The following is a 19,053-nucleotide window of genomic DNA, read 5'->3' on the forward strand; positions in this document are numbered from 1 at the left end:
GTGCCTGGGGAAAAACCTTTGCAAAAGTGAGGAATTTGCTATTGCAAAAAACACCTATCGGAAGTAAACCTACTTTTCCTGATATTATCGCCCATTCCGCACTTAACGATTTAGCCACTATATTCATTGGCGGCAGCAGCGTAATCAGCGCAAAAACGGTAAGGAAAATATATGAAAAAATATCTACTGCCCAATCTTCAGAAGTTCTTTTTATTTTAGACATTATGTTCACCTACAATTACATTTATATTTACCAAATGCTTCTCTTTACCAATTTTCTACTTAAGGCATTTGCTATCATTACAAGTACAAATCCGATTACGGAATTAAACAGACCTACGGCGGTGCTGAAACTGTAATCCATTTTCCCCAGACCCATTCTATAAACATATGTACCTATAACATCACCTACATCATAAACAGTTGGATTATACATAAGCAAAACCTGTTCTGTACCAACCTGCAGAATATGACCTAACCTCAGTATAAAAAGCATGACTATAGTAGATGCAATCCCCGGCAATGTAATATAAATAATCTGTTTAATTCTTCCTGCCCCATCTATCTTTGCAGCTTCATACAGTTCCGGGCTTATTCCAGTGATTGCCGCAATGTAGATAATAGCACTCCAGCCTGCTCCCTTCCATCCGGAAGAAATCACCAGTATACTCCTGAACCAATGTTTGTCCATCAAAAATGAGATAGGCTTGCCTCCAAATAAAGAAATAATATTATTAACAAACCCGCCCGAAGGCGAAAGTATATTTATAAAAATACCCGAAACTACCACCCATGACAGGAAATGCGGCAGATATATAATAGTCTGCACTGTCTTTTTATAAAAGATATTTTTAATTTCATTCAGAACAATAGCTATGAAAATCGGCAGTGGAAAGAGAAATATAATATCATATATACTCAACAAAAGCGTATTGCGGAATACCCTGAAAAACTCCTTTGAATATAAAAGGTTTCTGAAATGCATTAGCCCGACCCACTTGCTTCCCGAAATCCCCTTGAAAATATTAAAATCTTGAAAGGCTATTGTCACCCCATACATCGGTAAATATTTAAATATTATTAAATATACTAACCCCGGTATTAAAATCAGATACATATCATAATTTTTTTTAATGGTTATCCATATGCTTTTTTCTTTCACATCTTTATTATCCTTCTTAAATGATATACGCTTCATTTTGCTCACCTCTTCCTTTATGTAGATTAAATAATTTAGTCATGCTTATAAATTTAGGATAAAAAAATGATTTATTTGAATATTAAAATGATTATTGCAACCTGTAAATGAATATTATTTTCTTATTGTTCATTATATTCATATACATGTTGCCTATTTTGTAAGCTAACCTAGAAGACTTTAGAAGTTTGAGAAATGACTGACCGGTATGTTAATAGATTGTGATTGATTATATTCGCTGTCTCCTTATGAGAAACGCCTTTGTGAACTATTTTTAATATTATAACAATTATGAATGATTGTTCATTATTTTCCATTTGAACATTTATTTATAAAAAAACAGCAGGAAGGTTTAACGATCTCCCCGCTGTTTTCTATTGGAAGTTTCTCTGAATTCACTTGGAGTTATACTTGTATACTTTTTGAAATTTCTGTTAAAGCTGTGTATGTCAAGGTAACCACATTCATGGGCAATATCGGAAATATTTTTTTCATCTTTTAGAAGCATTTCCTTCGCCTTTTTTATTCTGAGTTCGTTGATATAATCAATAAAATTATCTCCTATTTCATTTTTAAAAAATTTGCTAAGAGATGACTGTGGAATTGAAAATTTATCCGCTAAAAATGATAAAGACAAATTGCTGTTACAGAAATTTGCGGCAACATATCGAACCATTTTATCCTTAAATTCATTTTCTTTACGATGCTTTGAGCCTTTTATCGCATCACATATAATTCTGTAAAAAGATACAGTTTCCTTGTAAACATCATCAAGAGTTTCACATTTCAGCAGATCTGGGAGTACATTGCCCTGCATAATTCTATTATATTCTTCTGTTCTAAGTTCAGACAAAGCCTTCATAGCAGTATTTATTATTTCAAAGTATAAGCATCTTGCTTCTCTCAAGGATATAGTATTTTGACTGACATTTTTCATTATAGTTTCTAATACCCTGGAAATTCCAATGAAGTTTCCTGCTTTTAGGCACTCAATAATAACCTCTTCATTATGAAACGAATAGTAATGTATTCCGTTTCCGTGGGTATTTATTTCGTTAAAAGTAATAACACTATTTTTCCCCTTTGCTATTTTATAGTCTGATGCTTCTTTCGCTTCTACATATGACTTTGATATATCCATTACAGAATGGCAAGTATTTCCTATGCCTACTGTAAGTGAAAGTCCCAGATTATCATTAAAATAATCTATAACTTTTCGTCCCACCGACTTCATTTCATATACACTATCCATCTTATCATTCAATAAATTGATAACGGCAACAGCTTGATTATCTAAATCGAGTACATAGCATTTCCCAAGCGGTTTTATCATCTCTTCTATCGTTTTTAAAGCAGAGATCTTATACAATTTCTGAAATACTTTAAACTTCTTTTTTATAAATTCATCATAATCATCAATGCTAAAAACAATCACCACAAAGGCATTACCACAAAAGTTAATTCCAGAGAACTCAGAAAGTCTATTAATAGATTTTATGTCGGTAAATTTTCCTTTTATTAACCTGTTTAAAAATTCAGATCTTATAATAGGAATATTCTCATTCAATTCTTCTTGGAGCAATCTATTTTTAGATAAATTGTCTAATATTAAACTATTTATCATATCAAATTCATTCTTATAGGTTATATTTGAATCTTCTTTATTTGAATTCTTAAGCAGTTTTACGATATTCTCTATAGGATTATAATTTCCATCTGAAAAGTAATATGCAAGCACCACTCCTAATATTAAACACAAAACAATTATAGTAGCTGACCATGTTTTTAATTGGCTTACCTTTCCCATCAGCTGACCGGATGGCATAATTGTAAGGCAAGTCCAATTAGTATTTAAAGACTTAACATATGAAATTAAATAATCAGAACCGTTTATATGTTCATTACCTACATAGGAATTGCGGCCAACTTTACTCAAAAGTTTATTTAAAGTTTCAGGAGCAATATTTGCATCACCGATAGAAATGCTGGTAATAATATTATTTTTATCATCAAGCATTAATATATTTCCCTTATACGGTTTTAGTGCCTTTTCCATAATTTTAGTCAGTGAAAAATCGTTCATTGTAATCATTAATGAAGATTTATACTCGGTATTATCAAATTCATATGTATATATATAAGCTGTCAACGATTTTTCTTCATTGCCTTTATGATAATTCATATTTCTTACCGTTTGACCGGATGAACCTTTTAAGATGCTTTTAAATGTTTGTTCGGACATATCGGAATACTGAAAAAAGTTATTAAAAACCATAGTTGAATCCAATTTGCCAATACTTCCGACAGCAATATCGCTGAATGGGAAATATACAAATATCTCATCTATAAAAGAATTTGTTGCTTTATAATTATCAAACTCTCTGCCGATTTCATAATATTTGTAAGGCAGCATTGTTGCAGTTCTATCGGGAAGAAATAAGGGCAGTATACTTGGATTTTGAGGAACCTCCTCAGCCAAGTGTTTAAGTTCGGAAAATCTCATGTCTACCAAATCCATTGTCTGTGATAATGACGTTAAAACACCTTGCTGCACTTCATTAGTAAGAGATCTGAATAAGCTTTTATTAATCCAGATACCAAGTAAAAATAAAGGTATACATAAAATAATAATATAGGAAATTATAAATTTAATAAATAAACTTGATTTTTTTAACTTATTATTTCTTTTATATGACTTGATAAATTTATCCACCGTATACCCCCCCCAATGCATCTTTATTTATTATATCTCTTAAAAATACCGCCAAATATATTTACAACAATGCCATATGAAAGTAATACATCCGTAAAAAATGCCTGCATTACCTGCAGGTATTTTTTACGCCCTTTTTCTTGACGCCCTTACATTCTTTTGTATTGCAGTAACCTTTCTATGCTCTTCGTTATACTGATCTACAAGCCTGCGAGATTTAAAGTTCAGATATAACCCTCCGAAAAACATTACAGCAGATAAAGCTGCAATAAATATATCTACACCGCTCATATAAACCCCTCCTGTGATAAATCCATAGATTTATTATACCATATCGCATATCGAATTTTCAAAAAAATATGATAGTAATCTTTAATTCGTAATATGAACTCTATGTTATTTTGAACACTCATTCGCCAGATTCAAATTTTGTAAGTTCTAATGTCCACAACCAATTCGCAATATATTACTTGCGTTGTTTAAAACAGCACAAGTAATATATTGCGAATCAAAGAAAATTTTAAATTATAGTTTATTATTAATATAATATATTATATAATTTAATTGCATGTTAAAAATAGAGGTGTTTGGTATGGAAGTCAATGATATAAAGATGCTGATCGAATATCTGATATTCAGTAAGATATATTCAAACCCTGGCAACTCCCAGACTTTTGAAACATTGCTCAATAATTTCATGGGCAAAAATTTATCGGAAGATAGCGATATAAGTCAGGATGGAAATACGGGCGGGAATATAAATGAGGCGGTTGAAGCTTCATCGAGGAAATATGGTGTGGATGCCGATCTTATAAAATCTGTAATCAAGCAGGAGTCAGGTTTTAATCCTAAAGCAGTATCGAAGGCCGGAGCCTTGGGATTGATGCAGCTTATGCCAAAAACAGCTTCCGCCCTCGGAGTGGACAATCCTCTTGACGCCATGGAAAATATAGATGCAGGAACAAGGTATTTAAAATCGTTGATAGATTCATATGGTGGAGATATAAAACTTGCACTTGCTGCATACAATGGCGGTATTGGAAGGATGCGTAGGCTGAATGTAAATTCTCCCGACAAGATCGATGCCATGCCGTCTGAAACACAGAACTACGTAAGTAAGGTTTATAAAAATTATGAAACATACAAGACTCAGGAATTAAACGGTTGACATCTTAAATACATCCTCTACAAAGATATATTTTGCAGCAGCTTGGTCGAAGGCTCACTGCCTTAGAAAATGCAAATAGCCCTATAAAAGGGCTATTTCCTTATATATAATTAATATTTAAAGGGGATTTAATATATATAATACTTTTAAATGTTGAACATTTCATAGCGAAAATATTAATAAACTTTTAATTATCTAATATTAAATTTCTATGTAAATAACCTTTAAGCCATGCTACTTTTATGAACACCCATTTTGTTATTTTTTTGATACAATTTTTTTACCTTTTTGATACAAATTTTCCAAGATGCAAGTATAAAATAAGTATAAGGGAAAATCTTCAATTAGTTTTTAATTTAAATTGAAGAAATAAAGATAGCAAGGAGGCAAGCAGTTTATATTGAAAAAGATTATACTTGCAGCATTGATTATGTCTCTTATGTTTACATCCGGATGCGGCAGCGTAAATAAAAATATAACTGCCGATGCATCTGATAAGGAAATGGAAATTACAGGTAAAGTATACTTTAATGTTTTTAATGAGAACATTAAACCTCTTACCGATGCAGATATACTTTTGATAAATTCAAACGGGATTTATATCGATACTCTAAACACAGATGAAAAGGGAGAAGCTCAAAGGGAGATAACCGTACCTATAGATAAAAGATATGGGATCGGAAAAGAAAACGGGAGTAACCTTAGAGGAACAATAACCGCAATAATCAAAAAAACAGACTACATCGATAAGCTCTTATTTGAAGTACCCGTAAGCGATGCGGGAGCTGTCCAGGTAGTAAACATGCACCCTGTAATAGAGGGCTCAAAAAACGAGCCTGAAGTAATGCTCGGATATAACCGCCAGAATGAGATCATGCAGCTTGTAGATAAATACAAAGAGTTTTTTAAGGAAAAATAGAAAAGACGCAGTTAATTTATATAAACATTAAGAGTAAGGTAAATAAGATACCCTACTCTATTTTTTTGAATTAAACAGCCCTTATGTCCCATTTTGGTGTTTAAATTAAAATACATATTACGCTGCAGCCAATCTTGAAACTAATATTTTATCGCATTAATAAGCTTTTTTGCCCGTTCTTCCAAAAGGCTTATATTGTCAAAGTTAATACCCTTTGTAAGATATCCGCCTACGCCTACTGCAAAGGCTCCGGCATCAAACCAGCCTTTTATATTTTTATCGTTAATTCCGCCTGTTGGCATGAATTCGACAAACGGGAAAGGTCCATGAAGCGCTTTTATAATTGATGGACTGTATGTTTCGCCCGGGAAAAGTTTAATAACCTCCGACCCCATCTTGTAAGCATTATATATTTCAGTAGTCGTTGCCGCCGCCATTGAGAAAAATACTTCCTTCCCTCTGCAGAGAACCGCTACATCTTCTACGATACAGGGTGTTACGACAAAATCCGTACCCCTTTTTATTGCATCCTCTGCCTGGGATAATTCGAGGACCGTCCCTGCTCCTATCACTATATTCGGATACTGATCTTTTAATTCCTCTATCAATGCGCCAGCACCCTCTACAGTATAAGTTACCTCGATGGATTTTATTCCGCTTTTAATCGCAGCGTATGCCATTTCCCTTGCAAGCTTTATATCCCTGCATCTTATTACAGCTATTATCGATTTTCTCATTCTTTCTTTTATATCTTCATTTTTCATAGTATCCCTCCAGTTTTGTTTACCTGCTAACAAAACACAAATACCTTCTCATCTTTTATTTTATCAGATTGTAGTATTATCGCAACAATTTTACCGAGGTGTATAAAGATTATTTTGGGCAGGTTCAAGTCCAGAAGCTTGCAGCCTACTTTAGCCGTTACAGAAGGTTAATTACTTCCATTCATTAAAATCATGATGGATTCCCCAAATTCATCAAATTTATAATTGGGTATTTTATCAAATCCTATATAAATCACTGTAGTATCATCAGTTTCACCTTTTGAAATGGAAATGCTTACAGCTCCCGGTATCTTTTTATAATCAGACTTTATTTTTTCGGCCGCTTTATTTTGTATTGTCGTTCCCCTCATAAGCACCATAAGCTTATAATTCCCTGAAAGAGTGTCATTTATAAGCTTTCCATCCGACCATATTTTTTCATCTTTCTTTATAACCTTCACCTGAGCTTTTGGACCATTTTCATCTTTTACAAACCTTCTTATCAAGAACTTTGGGGAAAGGTATGCATCATAAATCTGAAAAGCTCCGCCCATGGAAACATCATAGCCTGTATTTGCGGTACCGGGCACAAACAGTTTCAATACTTCAGGTGTAACTTTATAATAATGATCATAACTTATATATCCGCCAAGTTTAGGGTCATTATACACTATCATGATGCTCGGTACTATTTTGCCTATTCCCGATCCATCTTTTATATAAAAATAGAAACTGCATGTATTCTGATTGCTGTACTGAATGGCCTGATCCTCCGGCCTCACGCTTTTAAGGTACTTAACTACTGCCGTTATAGTATTTCTATCGGTTATTTCCCTTTTTGATTCTTTCCCGTCATTGTTATATGATATTATTATTTTTTCTGCGTTGGCATAATCATCATTAAAGAGAAACCTGAGCTTATCAGTACCCCTCTTTTTGTATACCTCCCATTTTCCATTATATTTTACAGCTATGGCATCATTCATATCATTTATAGAATATACTGTTGTCCCTACCGGCAAAATAGTCGCACTTCCATTTGTGATTTTTGTATTCGAATGTTCATCAGCGATACTCTTCGTAATTTTGCCTATCTGCCCTCCTATTATTCTTTCATCCGCTACAACATCATCTGACGCTAAGTAATCCACATCATTTAGCCGTATCATTGCGGCAAGATCGGCCATAGTGCCGCCGGTTCCCCGATCAGGTACCTTCTTGTTGAAAAAGTTCAATATCGAAAGTGAAGACATCCATAGTATTATTAAAACTGCCGTGATCGTTAAAACCGGTATCAGCATGGCAGGTTTTGCCTTATTGCGCAATTTATGAAAGACAGTTGATTCTTTCCTTTCAGGAAGATTATTCATTATTTTTTCTTCAAAACCTTCCGGAAGCTTTTTATCACAAAAAATATCCTTGATTGAGCTATCCATACTTTTCATACTGTCATAAGATGAAGCACATTCACTGCATGTTTTCATATGTTCAAGAAGTTCACGCCTTTTTTCGTCGTCGATTTCTCCATCGATATAAAGGCTTATATACTTTCTTGCTTCGATACATTCCATTTTACACACCTTCTTTCAAAAAAGATGCTATCTTCTGCCTTGCCGTATATATCCTCGATTCCACAAGGCTTTCCTTTATATTCAATCTCTTTCCTATTTCTCTGTATGAAAGGTTCGATATATATTTCAGATAAATTATGGCTTTGTATTTTTCAGGAAGGCGGCTTATGGCATCTACCAATCTTTTTGTCTCTTCTTTTTTAAGAATTTTCTCTTCAGGCCCCTCAGCCTTGCTTTCAATGTTATCTAAGCTTTCGTACCCAAGATCATTTCTGTTTCTACTTTTCAAATAGTTGAAGGCATTATTCTTCGCTATGGTAAAAAGCCAGGTGACAAAGCTTCTGTTTGTATCAAACGTGAAAATATTTTTATAAGCTTTAAAAAATGTTTCCTGAACTATATCAAGGCAATCATGCTCATCCTGGAGAATCGCATACAAAAATCCATAGAGTCTTTTGGCATAAACAGCTACAAGTTCACCAAATGCGTCCCTGTCGCCTTCTGCCGCCTTCTTTATAACTGTTTTTTCATCAATCATGTTCAGCACCTGCCACGAAAAGATATCCTTTCATATAATTATACAACTGAAATAGCGGCTTCCTTATTTATTAAATATAAAATAATACTTAAAGTCTATATCGTGGCGATTTAAATGATACTATTCAAATATAAAATTTATTCCCATATCCTATGCGATTCGGCCAATTGATAATATGAGTATTATATGGTAAAATTAGGTAAGAACTGATTCAATAAAATAATATTCTTGAAGGAGTGGTATTAATGCATCTCGAAGGTCATTTAAAATCCTTTGACGGTACCGATTTGTATTACGTAAAGGATATGCCTGAACAGTCAAATGCTCTCGTGATTGTCATCCACGGGCTTTGTGAGCATCTTGGAAGATATGGATATCTTACAGATAAACTTACGGATAAAAATTTCGGAGTATATAGATTCGATAACAGAGGGCATGGCAAATCCGGCGGAAAAAGAGGTTATGTCGACGATTTCAACGACTTTATACTCGATGCAGACAAAGTAGTTGAACTTGCCAGGACCGAATATCCTAAACTTCCTGTTTTTATGTTTGGCCACAGCATGGGAGGATTCATAACGGCAGCATACGGTGCAAAATACTCTGATAAGCTTACAGGACAAGTGCTTTCAGGCGCGGCCGTAACGGACCTTCCTGCATTTTCAGAACTTAAAAGCACGAGAATTTTTGAAAGGGACCCCGAGTATAAGATACCCAACACACTATCTCCCCTTATAAGCCGGGATAAAAGTGTTGTAGAAGCTTATGATAGCGATCCGCTGGTTCTAAAAGAAATTACTGCAAAACTTGCCGGAGAAGTTTTTGTAAATGGAATAGACTGGCTTTCAAAAAATATCACATCCTACAAATATCCCTGTCTCATACTTCATGGAAAAAATGATCAGATAGTTTTAAACCAGGCATCGATATGGATGTATGAAAATATTTCCTCAAAGGATAAGGAGATTAAACTTTATAAGGACTGTTTCCATGAAATACTGAATGAAAAAGATGAAAAGGATACGGTTATTGCCGATATAATAAACTGGCTCAACAAAAGAATATGATTATTAAAGGCTTCCAATTGCATCGGAAGCCTTCCACATGCTCACCGATTTTTCAGCATTAAAGATATTGAACTTCAATTCGTAATTTGGATTATGTCATTTTGAACGCTCATTCACCGCTCAAAATAATATAATCCTATTTATTTCGATTTCATATTGTGAATCGAAGATATTGAAGGCATGTGCTTTTTTTAATATGCGTTCAATGCTATACTAAATTAGAGATAATAATATAAGTTATTTTTGATTGGGGGGTAATAAAGTGGAAAAGATACAGATTGCAAACGGTGAAATGAATGTATCCGAAATAGCCCTTGGATGCATGCGGATTGCCGATCTTCCGATGAAAGATTTATCAAATCTTATCAGCACCGCGCTGGATGGAGGGATTAATTATTTCGATAATGCCGACATTTACAGCAATGGAAGGTCTGAAGAAACATTTGCTAAAGCATTCAAATCTTTGGGAATCAATCGTGAAAAAGTATTTATCCAGACAAAATGCGGTATATGCCATGGCTATTACGATTTTTCAAAAGAACACATTCTGGATGCTGTTAATGGCAGTTTGAAACGTCTTAATACTGATTACATAGATGTTTTACTTCTGCATCGCCCCGATGCGCTTGTTGAACCTGAAGAGGTTGCCGAAGCTTTCTCAATACTGCACAGCAGCGGAAAAGTCAGATATTTCGGCGTAAGCAATCATAATCCCATGCAGATAGAATTGCTAAGCAAATATCTGAGCCATAAAATTGTAATAAACCAGCTTCAGTTTAGTATTGCAAATACAGGCATGATAGATTCAGGTATCAATGTAAATATGAAAGTCGATGGAGCCATCGACAGAGATGGCAGCATACTGGATTATTGCCGTCTTAAAAATATCACAATACAGGCTTGGTCGCCTTTCCAGTATGGATTTTTCGAAGGTGTATTTTTAAATAACGATAAGTTCCCGAAACTCAACGAAAAAATCGATGAAATTGCAAAGGCTAAGGGAGTTCCCAATTCCGCAATAGCTATCTCATGGATATTAAGGCATCCTGCAAAAATACAGCCAATAGTAGGTACTACCAAAGCCAGCCATTTGAAAGATATTTTAAAAGCACCCGAAGCAGAGCTTACACGGCAGGAATGGTATGAAATATACAAGGCTGCCGGAAATAAGCTTCCATAATATAAAAATCTTGTGCTTTAAATGTTTGCATAAGCCAGACATGTCTAACCATGTACTGACGTCCATAATACAAAAGTTCACTCCGTAAGGCAGTTCGGAGTGAACTTTTATTTTTGATAGAATATCATGCCGGGTACATTTTAATTATTTCAAGTACACATAATAAATATAAAACATAAAAGGGGATGAACAATACATGAGGAAAATGATTTTGATTTTTTTGATTTTCATAACGGCTTTAACCGGAGGTTGCAGCAGAAAACCGTCCATAAAAAATGCCGGCCTTTTATACCACGGGGAAACCGATTATACTGTAAATATGAAGAGGGATGCCCTGTGCCTTATGGCAGCATACCCGGAGCACATCACCGGAGTAAAAAAGCAGGGTTTGAAAGTATATTTTACGATGAAGTCAGGCAAACAGCTTTTGTATGATGATGAAAAATCAAAAAACTTTTATGAAAAGCTTAATGATACGGATATCCAAGACATGATGGAACAGATTTATCCCCTCGGCAATATAAAAAGCATTATGGCCGACGGATATGATCCCGGGCGCTTTCGTGTATATGCACTGTTTAAAGAATTATATGGTAATTCCAAAGAACAGACCGAGCATAATCTCACAACTGTAAAAACAGCTTTTGGATATTTACAGTTCAATAAAAATAATAACGCTGCCGGATCATTAAAATCCGTATTCGATGACCTTATACCTCTTGCTCAAAAGAATAATCTCGTGAGGTCTTCAGTGCTTCCTTTAAACGGCACTTTCAATTACAGATATATTTCAGGCACAAATCTTTTAAGTCCGCATTCCTTCGGGATAGCAATCGATTTGGGAAGGGACGGCAGGGATTACTGGAAGTGGGCTTCTAAAAGCCAGGGAGAAAAAAGGATTTCATCATACCCTCAGGAAGTCGTAAATGTATTTGAAAAAAATGGCTTTATATGGGGCGGTAAATGGTGCCACTTCGATATAATGCATTTTGAATACCGCCCCGAAATAATCTTAAAGGCACGATATTTTGGGGAGAACTCTCCACAGGCAAAACCCTGGTATTATGGAGCGCCGTATGATGACGCAAAGATTAAGAATTATATCGATATCATCGATAATGCGTTAAAGTAGTTTCAATTATCCTGAATATGCTGTGTTTTTTATGTATACACCCTGCTGAATGTTAACCGTTTATTTTAATAAGCCAGAATGTAACACCGCTGCTGTTCCACCCGAGATCCCACGGCACATGGTATCTGTCATTGGTGTGGGAATCTACCAAAGGCACCCCCATAGAATCGACAGCCGTAATAATTGATACGTGCACAATGTCTCCCTTTTTCTGGTATGCGATTATATCTCCCGGAGAAACTTTGCCGATATAGTTTACGACCTTTTCATATTTTCCTTTAGATACAAGCTTCCCTCTTCCAGAATAAAGCAGATTGTATGTAAACTTCCCTGCATTTACCCACGAAGCGCTCCCCTTACCCTTAGAATACTGCCATCCGCCGCTTGTGCGGATTCCTCCGGCACTTTTGTCCGACAGAACTTGGGATACAAAATTGGCGCAGTCCCCTCCCATATCGGCATAACTCCTGTATTTTTTATTATATTTATAGCCATCCTCGATGATGTAATTTGCCCCGCAGTATTTATCCGCATATTCTATAGCCTTCGCCCTGTCATACTTAAACCATGATCCTCCGCTCACCGTCTCCTCCTGCGGAGTATCAGCTTGCGGCATCCTCTCGTCCGGTATCGTATCTTCCAGCGGATCGCTGTACCAATCCACCGTAACATACCATTTATCATCTCTCTTTATAAGATTCATGGTATGATATGTCGCAAAGCAGAATTCATTCAACGGGCCGTCTTTTTGATCGGCATATATGTATGACATCTTTGTCCTGTCATTCAAATAAACTCTTACGGCACTTTCCCCGCCTCTTACGCTGAATATTTTAAGCTTGCTTTCGCATTGTTTGAATATTACTTTCCTTGCGATATTCCAATCAGTTGCAAACTTTATGCGCTTTGCCTCATGCTCATAGGACCATTGGCCATATCTGCTGGACAACTGGAACTGATTTTTGATAACTGCCACATCTCCTGAAATCAATGCATTGCATCTCTCTTTAAAATAGCCTTCAAGGACATTTTGTATTTCATCCCTTAGTGTAAACTCCGCTATTATGCCTTCCGCCTTAAGAACTATTGAACATGAAATTACAGCCGCAATTATTGTAAAGATTATCGCTATCCTTGTATATCTCTTTGAACTTGTTAAAATATACTTCATATATACACCACCAAAGATACCTTATGTACATTAAATATATACTATATAATATGACACTGTTTATTAATACTTAACAATAATTTTTATCTGTCATATAAAAAATCAGGCTGTGCTCCGGACCTGGATCTTGGCGATTGAAATAATATTCTTCAAATATAAATCACCTAGAGGTTCTAATTTTTGACCTTGCAGCTGCCTTGTGTTATTCTTATATGTGACGAATTGCTGGAGCATTAAAAAAATATTTGAATTGAGGGAAATAAATATATGAAATCGTTAGTACTTGCTGAAAAACCGAGTGTGGCGAGAGAAATCGCCAGAGTATTAAACTGTAATATTAAGGGGAAAGGATATCTTGAAGGAAATAAATATGTTGTGACTTGGGCGCTCGGGCATCTTGTTACCCTTGCGGAGCCTGAGGATTATGATAAAAAACTTAAAGTATGGAATATGGATGATCTCCCCATGCTTCCTGAAAAAATGAAGCTTAAAGTTATAAAAGAAACATCCCACCAGTTTAGCGTCGTACGCCATCTTATGATTAGAAACGATATATGCGAACTTATTGTAGCGACAGATGCGGGAAGAGAGGGGGAACTTGTCGCAAGATGGATAATGATACTTTCAGGCTGGAAGAAGCCCTTTAAGAGGCTGTGGATTTCCTCCCAGACCGATAAAGCTATAAAAGAAGGTTTTGCCAACCTTAAACCCGGCAGGTCATATGATGATTTATTTCATGCTGCCCTTTGCAGAGCTGAAGCGGACTGGCTTATAGGCTTAAATGTTACGCGTGCCTTAACATGCAAATTTAATGCACAGCTTAGTGCCGGCAGGGTTCAGACTCCCACCCTTTCCATAATAATAAAACGTGAGAGCGAAATAAAAAATTTCAAACCTGCAGACTTTTTTACTATACAGGCAGATTTTGGGGATTATTTCGGAGAATGGCGCAACAAATCTGGAAATGGCAGAATATTTGAAAGGAACAAGGCTGAAGAATTAATACAAAATCTGAAAGGACATGATGGCATAGTAAGAGAGGTGCACACAGAGCTCAAAAGTGAACTTCCACCCCTTGCATATGACCTTACGGAGCTTCAAAGGGATGCAAACAGGAGGTATGGCTTTTCCGCACAGAAGACCCTATCCGTACTCCAGGGACTATATGAAATACGGAAAATCGTAACATATCCAAGAACTGATTCGCGTTATATAAGCTCGGATATCGTGCCGACGCTTCCTTCAAGGCTTAAGGCGATGGATGTGGCGCCTTATGCAGCGCTTATCAAACCCATTCTTTCAAAACCGATAAAAACTACGAAAAGGTTTGTAGACAACAGCAAGGTCTCTGACCATCATGCAATAATACCTACAGAGCAGCCTTTGGATCTTTCATCCTTGAACAGCGATGAAAAAAATCTGTATGATCTTATTGCAAGAAGATTTATATCCGTGCTCTATCCACCCTATAAGTATAAACAAACACTGATCACCACTGAAATAAACGGCCAGAATTTCTATTCAAGCGGCAAAGCTCCGGAGGATCAGGGCTGGAGAAAGGTGGAATACAGGACTCCGGTTAAGGATGAAGGGGATCTTTTAGAACAGAAATTATCCATACAGAAGATAGGAAATACTAAAGTTGTCAAGAACATAAAATTGAATAAATCAAAGACAAAGCCGCCTGCAAGATATACCGAGGCTACGCTGCTTACGGCTATGGAAAGCCCGGGGAAGTTCATCGAGGATGAAGAATTGAGGGAGTCCATTAAAGCCGGAGGGCTTGGTACTCCTGCGACAAGAGCTGAAATAATCGAAAAGCTCATATATGCAAATTATATCGAAAGACACGGCAAAGAGCTTGTACCAACATCAAAAGGCATTCAGCTTATCAACATTGTTCCTGAAAATTTAAAAATGCCTGAGCTTACAGCCGAATGGGAACTTAAACTTTCAGAAATAGCAAAGGGCCGCGGCGACAGATGGATCTTTATGGACGGCATAAGAAAAAATGCAGTTGAACTTGTGCAGGCCGTACAGGCGGATACATCCGTATACAAAGCCGATAATATAACAAAGACAAAATGTCCGCAATGCGGCAAATATATGCTCCTTATAAATACCAGACATGGTAAAATGTTATCCTGTCCTGACAGATCATGCGGTTACAGGCAGGAAGCGAATGCAGATGATACGAATATATTTAAAAAGTCGAAGGGAGAAAGTTTCAGAAACAAAAAGCTGATTCAGAAGTTTAGCGACAATAAATCTATAGGCAACAGCCTTGGCGACGTTCTAAAGGCAGCCCTTTCCGAAAAGAAAAACGCTTGATGATGGTAGCCTTCAATGATATTATTTATCCATCATTTCTTGTATACAAATATATCATTCTATAATGCAGATAATAAATATATATTCGAAATAATAACTAATGAAAAGAGTTGATATTAATGGAACATGTTAAATTCGAAGATTTAAATTTATCAAAAGAAATACTAAAAGCAGTAAAAGATCTGGGATTTGAAGAGGCGTCACCAATACAGGCGGCATCCATTCCCCATATGTTAAATGGCAAGGACATCATAGGTCAGTCGCAGACTGGCACGGGAAAAACTGCTGCATTTGCCATTCCTATACTGGAAATGATAAACGCGGAAGATAAAAAGCTGCAAGCCATCGTGCTTTGTCCCACAAGAGAACTGGCAGTACAATTGTCGGAAGAGTTCAGAAAGCTTGCAAAATATAAAAAGAATATTAAAATACTCCCGGTATACGGCGGTCAGCCGATAGAGCGCCAGATAACGGCGATAAAAAAAGGCGTACAGATAATAATAGGTACTCCCGGTAGAATATTGGATCATATTAGACGCAGAACAATCAAACTGGGGACTATAAAAATAGCTGTGCTGGATGAAGCTGATGAGATGCTGGATATGGGCTTTATCGATGACATTAAGGCTATATTGAATGAAACTCCTGACGAAAAGCAAACCACTTTGTTTTCTGCCACAATGCCAAGGGATATATCGGAGCTTGCAAAAAAATATCAGAAAAATCCCGAATATATTAAAGTCGTCCACAAAGAGCTTACGGTTCCAAGCATAGAGCAAATATATTTTGAAGTAAAAGAAAAAATGAAACCCGATATATTATCCAGGATTATTGATATGTATAGTCCAAGGCTCTCCCTCGTATTCTGTAATACAAAAAGGCGTGTTGATGAGCTTATTTCTCAGCTCCAGGCAAGGGGTTACCAGGCTGAAGGTCTTCATGGCGACATGAGGCAGTCTCAGAGAGACAGGGTAATGGATAAATTCAGAAAGGGAACCATAGATATACTTGTTGCAACTGATGTTGCCGCAAGGGGAATCGATGTCGATAATATCGATGCAGTTTTTAATTACGATGTTCCTCAGGACGAAGAATATTACGTGCACAGAATAGGAAGGACCGCCCGTGCCGGCAGGGCCGGAAGAGCCTTTACTTTTGTGGTCGGGAAAGAAATTTATAAGCTCAGAGATATACAAAAATATACTAAGACAAAAATATGGCTGCATGATATTCCTACTGTCGATGATATCGAAGAGATCAAAGCTGATACATTTTTGGATAAGATTAAATCCACGATAAATGAAGGTCATCTTTCCAAATATCTTGAATTTGTTGAAAGACTTACTGCCGAAGATTATACATCTTTGGATATTGCTGCTGCTCTTTTTAAATTATCGATAGGAGAAAATACAGATAACAATACTGAAATTTATGATGACTTTGAAAATACAGGCGGCGCTCCAGGCATGGCAAGATTATTTATAAATATAGGCAAAAGCAGGAATATAAGCCCGGGTGATATCGTCGGTGCTATTGCAAACAAGACGGGAATTTCAGGGAAACTCATAGGCACCATAGACGTTCACGATAAATATACTTTCGTTGAAGTTCCAAAAGAATATGCAAGAGAGGTTCTTGATATTATGAAAAATGCCCAAATAAAAGGCAAAAAAATAAACATAGAACCTGCAAATTCAAAATAATTTAATCTGTACATTTTTGATCCAGTTAAAACCTGCAGTCATAAATTGCAGGTTTTTATATATTTAATCATATGTTCACTATTCTGTCACAATAAAATTTTATAATATTTTAAAATAGTGATAAGGAGGAATTGACATGGGAGGATATTTTAGCGGTGGCAATAATGGTCAAGATACTTTACCAAGGACTTTTCAAGGTGGAAGGACTTTATTCGGGAGCTACTTTACGATAGCCCTTTTAGTTACCCTGATAATTGTGTCGATAGTAATATTATGCCTTGTGATTAAACTGTTAAATGACGTTAAAAAACTTTCAAATAGAATAGAGAGCAGCAAATCCGGCAACATATATCCACCGGTAAACCAGGCTAATACTTTAAACACAACTGGCAATACCGATACCGGGAATAATGCTCAAATCCCTAAAAGTCAATAGTAAAAAAGGGGTAAATTAAAGGTGCATATATAGTGCACCTTTAATTTACCATGCCAGGGAAATCAAGGGACAGGTCCTCTTTCCCACGTTTTTAAGGTCACGGGACTCCTTTATTTTCTCAGCACTTTGGACGCATCCTTTTCGCTGATAAAAATAAGATAATATCCAAGGAGTATGCTCCCAATAACTATACCGCAATCTGCCACATTAAATATTGCAAAATTTACTGCGCGAAAATCAAAAAAATCTACGACATATCCTGGTATAATCCTGTCTATAAGATTGCCTATGGCGCCCCCGATTACCATTGAAAGCCCTATTTTCAGTATAATATTTTCATTTTTATGCAAAAAAAGATAATACATTGCAAAAAAAATAAATACTATCGTTACCGATATGAAAAACCATCTTTGGTTTTGCAGTATACTGAAAGCAGCACCCTTGTTTTCAGCATATGTAAGGTGAAATATATTCTTGATAAGCGGTATTGAACCTACCGGTTTTAAATAAACAACAGCCAGACGTTTCGTTATCCTGTCTAAGAATACTATAGAAAATATTATCATCAGTTGAAGCATCAAAATCCTCCATCATATTTCCACATATTGTATTATAGAAATATTATACCATATCCTTCAGGATTTTTGCAGCTTAATCATTCTGATTCCCTGGAATGCTGTAAGATTCACACTATAAGGTGCATACAAGGCGACATTTTAAAGGACCTGCAAGAATTAAATCTTACAGGTCCTTAAAGGTAGACTACCTTCTATATCCTCTATTGTTGTTATTCCGCTGTTTTCTGGCTCTTCTGCACTCCGGGCATCTTTGTGGTTCGTTTTCAAAACCCTTTTCTTTATAAAAAGCCTGTTCGCCTTCTGTAAATATAAATTCTTTTCCACAATCTTTACAAATTAATTTCTTATCTGCCATATCAACATACCTCCTTTTTCAAATATTTAATCGAGATCTAAACAGATAACAATATTCCTTAAAAAGAGGATATGTTGATTATCATATTAAACCTTTATCAATTACTCCTATATCATATCATAAAACATGCCGATATGTAAACCAGTTCGTGAAATTATTTATAAATTTTACCATAACTCAATTATCAAAGTAAGTTCCACCCCTTATCCTCTTAAAGTGGAAGTTACCC

The 19,053-nt window shown here is 35.9% G+C and carries 18 protein-coding genes; 8 read left to right on the forward strand and 10 right to left on the reverse strand.

All coding sequences use genetic code 11. The features are described 5' to 3' along the window. The 4 genes from QME45_12140 to QME45_12155 form a co-directional block, all read right to left on the reverse strand. The coding region (locus QME45_12140; GenBank protein MDI6619397.1) for a hypothetical protein at positions 1 to 223 on the reverse strand (223 nt) is incomplete at its 3' end. A gap of 27 nt (positions 224 to 250) precedes the next feature. After that, entirely contained in the window at positions 251 to 1,198 is a 948-nt protein-coding gene (locus tag QME45_12145) for an ABC transporter permease subunit (protein ID MDI6619398.1), read from the reverse strand. Positions 1,199 to 1,550: 352 nt separating this feature from the next. Further along, entirely contained in the window at positions 1,551 to 3,911 is a 2,361-nt protein-coding gene (locus tag QME45_12150; GenBank protein MDI6619399.1) for a helix-turn-helix domain-containing protein, read from the reverse strand. Positions 3,912 to 4,037: 126 nt separating this feature from the next. Further along, entirely contained in the window at positions 4,038 to 4,202 is a 165-nt protein-coding gene (locus QME45_12155) for a hypothetical protein (GenBank protein ID MDI6619400.1), read from the reverse strand. Between the two features lie 301 nt (positions 4,203 to 4,503). Here QME45_12155 and QME45_12160 point away from each other — a divergent pair, with 301 nt between their 5' ends. Both QME45_12160 and QME45_12165 read left to right on the forward strand, forming a co-directional pair. Next, complete coding sequence (locus tag QME45_12160; GenBank protein MDI6619401.1) at positions 4,504 to 5,079, forward strand: lytic transglycosylase domain-containing protein; 576 nt, start codon at positions 4,504 to 4,506, stop codon at positions 5,077 to 5,079. A 400-nt stretch (positions 5,080 to 5,479) separates the two neighbouring features. Continuing rightward, complete coding sequence (locus tag QME45_12165) at positions 5,480 to 5,998, forward strand: hypothetical protein (protein MDI6619402.1); 519 nt, start codon at positions 5,480 to 5,482, stop codon at positions 5,996 to 5,998. Positions 5,999 to 6,138: 140 nt separating this feature from the next. Here the strand turns inward: QME45_12165 and QME45_12170 are convergent, their stop codons facing one another. The 3 genes from QME45_12170 to QME45_12180 all read right to left on the reverse strand — a co-directional run bounded on the left by QME45_12170 (position 6,139) and on the right by QME45_12180 (position 8,871). Further along, positions 6,139 to 6,762, reverse strand: coding sequence for a bifunctional 4-hydroxy-2-oxoglutarate aldolase/2-dehydro-3-deoxy-phosphogluconate aldolase (locus tag QME45_12170; protein MDI6619403.1), 624 nt, complete (start codon positions 6,760 to 6,762; stop codon positions 6,139 to 6,141). Between the two features lie 167 nt (positions 6,763 to 6,929). Beyond that, entirely contained in the window at positions 6,930 to 8,333 is a 1,404-nt protein-coding gene (locus QME45_12175) for an anti-sigma factor (GenBank protein MDI6619404.1), read from the reverse strand. 1 nt (position 8,334) lies between these two features. Next, the gene (locus QME45_12180) at positions 8,335 to 8,871 is read right to left on the reverse strand and encodes an RNA polymerase sigma factor (protein MDI6619405.1); all 537 of its coding nucleotides are present in this window, start codon (positions 8,869 to 8,871) and stop codon (positions 8,335 to 8,337) included. 245 nt (positions 8,872 to 9,116) lie between these two features. Here QME45_12180 and QME45_12185 point away from each other — a divergent pair, with 245 nt between their 5' ends. From QME45_12185 to QME45_12195, 3 genes are all read left to right on the forward strand, one after another. Further along, entirely contained in the window at positions 9,117 to 9,938 is an 822-nt protein-coding gene (locus QME45_12185) for a lysophospholipase (GenBank protein ID MDI6619406.1), read from the forward strand. Positions 9,939 to 10,200: 262 nt separating this feature from the next. Then, positions 10,201 to 11,118: an aldo/keto reductase gene (locus QME45_12190; protein ID MDI6619407.1), complete on the forward strand. Its 918-nt coding sequence runs from the start codon at positions 10,201 to 10,203 to the stop codon at positions 11,116 to 11,118. Positions 11,119 to 11,314: 196 nt separating this feature from the next. Continuing rightward, the gene (locus QME45_12195; protein ID MDI6619408.1) at positions 11,315 to 12,250 is read left to right on the forward strand and encodes a M15 family metallopeptidase; all 936 of its coding nucleotides are present in this window, start codon (positions 11,315 to 11,317) and stop codon (positions 12,248 to 12,250) included. A 52-nt stretch (positions 12,251 to 12,302) separates the two neighbouring features. On the opposite strand, the gene QME45_12200 is transcribed toward QME45_12195, so the two are convergent. Continuing rightward, entirely contained in the window at positions 12,303 to 13,421 is a 1,119-nt protein-coding gene (locus tag QME45_12200) for an amidase domain-containing protein (GenBank protein MDI6619409.1), read from the reverse strand. A gap of 267 nt (positions 13,422 to 13,688) precedes the next feature. On the opposite strand from QME45_12200, the gene QME45_12205 reads away from it, so the two are divergent. From QME45_12205 to QME45_12215, 3 genes are all read left to right on the forward strand, one after another. Further along, positions 13,689 to 15,752 carry a DNA topoisomerase 3 gene (locus QME45_12205; GenBank protein MDI6619410.1) on the forward strand — a complete coding sequence of 688 codons (2,064 nt, stop codon included), beginning with the start codon at positions 13,689 to 13,691 and terminating at the stop codon, positions 15,750 to 15,752. 119 nt (positions 15,753 to 15,871) lie between these two features. Beyond that, positions 15,872 to 17,455 (forward strand): DEAD/DEAH box helicase, encoded by a 1,584-nt coding sequence (locus QME45_12210; protein MDI6619411.1) that lies wholly within the window; start codon positions 15,872 to 15,874, stop codon positions 17,453 to 17,455. A gap of 136 nt (positions 17,456 to 17,591) precedes the next feature. Beyond that, positions 17,592 to 17,891 carry a hypothetical protein gene (locus QME45_12215; GenBank protein ID MDI6619412.1) on the forward strand — a complete coding sequence of 100 codons (300 nt, stop codon included), beginning with the start codon at positions 17,592 to 17,594 and terminating at the stop codon, positions 17,889 to 17,891. A gap of 110 nt (positions 17,892 to 18,001) precedes the next feature. Here QME45_12215 and lspA read toward each other — a convergent pair whose 3' ends face one another. Both lspA and QME45_12225 read right to left on the reverse strand, forming a co-directional pair. Then, positions 18,002 to 18,469, reverse strand: coding sequence for a signal peptidase II (gene lspA / locus QME45_12220; GenBank protein ID MDI6619413.1), 468 nt, complete (start codon positions 18,467 to 18,469; stop codon positions 18,002 to 18,004). A 184-nt stretch (positions 18,470 to 18,653) separates the two neighbouring features. Then, the gene (locus QME45_12225; GenBank protein ID MDI6619414.1) at positions 18,654 to 18,824 is read right to left on the reverse strand and encodes a zinc-ribbon domain-containing protein; all 171 of its coding nucleotides are present in this window, start codon (positions 18,822 to 18,824) and stop codon (positions 18,654 to 18,656) included. Positions 18,825 to 19,053 lie beyond the last annotated feature (229 nt).

The organism is Clostridiales bacterium (assembly GCA_030016385.1).
Taxonomy (GTDB): Bacteria; Bacillota; Clostridia; order Clostridiales; family Oxobacteraceae; genus JASEJN01.

Excerpts from the sequence above, each read along its gene's own strand:
- QME45_12205 (MDI6619410.1), top strand. The coding sequence starts at position 13,689 with ATGAAATCGTTAGTACTTGCTGAAAAACCGAGTGTGGCGAGAGAAATC.
- QME45_12225 (MDI6619414.1), bottom strand. The coding sequence starts at position 18,824 with ATGGCAGATAAGAAATTAATTTGTAAAGATTGTGGAAAAGAATTTATA.
- QME45_12175 (MDI6619404.1), bottom strand. The coding sequence starts at position 8,333 with ATGGAATGTATCGAAGCAAGAAAGTATATAAGCCTTTATATCGATGGA.
- QME45_12215 (MDI6619412.1), top strand. The coding sequence starts at position 17,592 with ATGGGAGGATATTTTAGCGGTGGCAATAATGGTCAAGATACTTTACCA.
- QME45_12200 (MDI6619409.1), bottom strand. The coding sequence starts at position 13,421 with ATGAAGTATATTTTAACAAGTTCAAAGAGATATACAAGGATAGCGATA.
- QME45_12180 (MDI6619405.1), bottom strand. The coding sequence starts at position 8,871 with ATGATTGATGAAAAAACAGTTATAAAGAAGGCGGCAGAAGGCGACAGG.
- QME45_12185 (MDI6619406.1), top strand. The coding sequence starts at position 9,117 with ATGCATCTCGAAGGTCATTTAAAATCCTTTGACGGTACCGATTTGTAT.
- QME45_12155 (MDI6619400.1), bottom strand. The coding sequence starts at position 4,202 with ATGAGCGGTGTAGATATATTTATTGCAGCTTTATCTGCTGTAATGTTT.
- QME45_12170 (MDI6619403.1), bottom strand. The coding sequence starts at position 6,762 with ATGAAAAATGAAGATATAAAAGAAAGAATGAGAAAATCGATAATAGCT.
- QME45_12210 (MDI6619411.1), top strand. The coding sequence starts at position 15,872 with ATGGAACATGTTAAATTCGAAGATTTAAATTTATCAAAAGAAATACTA.
- QME45_12160 (MDI6619401.1), top strand. The coding sequence starts at position 4,504 with ATGGAAGTCAATGATATAAAGATGCTGATCGAATATCTGATATTCAGT.
- QME45_12145 (MDI6619398.1), bottom strand. The coding sequence starts at position 1,198 with ATGAAGCGTATATCATTTAAGAAGGATAATAAAGATGTGAAAGAAAAA.
- lspA (MDI6619413.1), bottom strand. The coding sequence starts at position 18,469 with ATGCTTCAACTGATGATAATATTTTCTATAGTATTCTTAGACAGGATA.
- QME45_12195 (MDI6619408.1), top strand. The coding sequence starts at position 11,315 with ATGAGGAAAATGATTTTGATTTTTTTGATTTTCATAACGGCTTTAACC.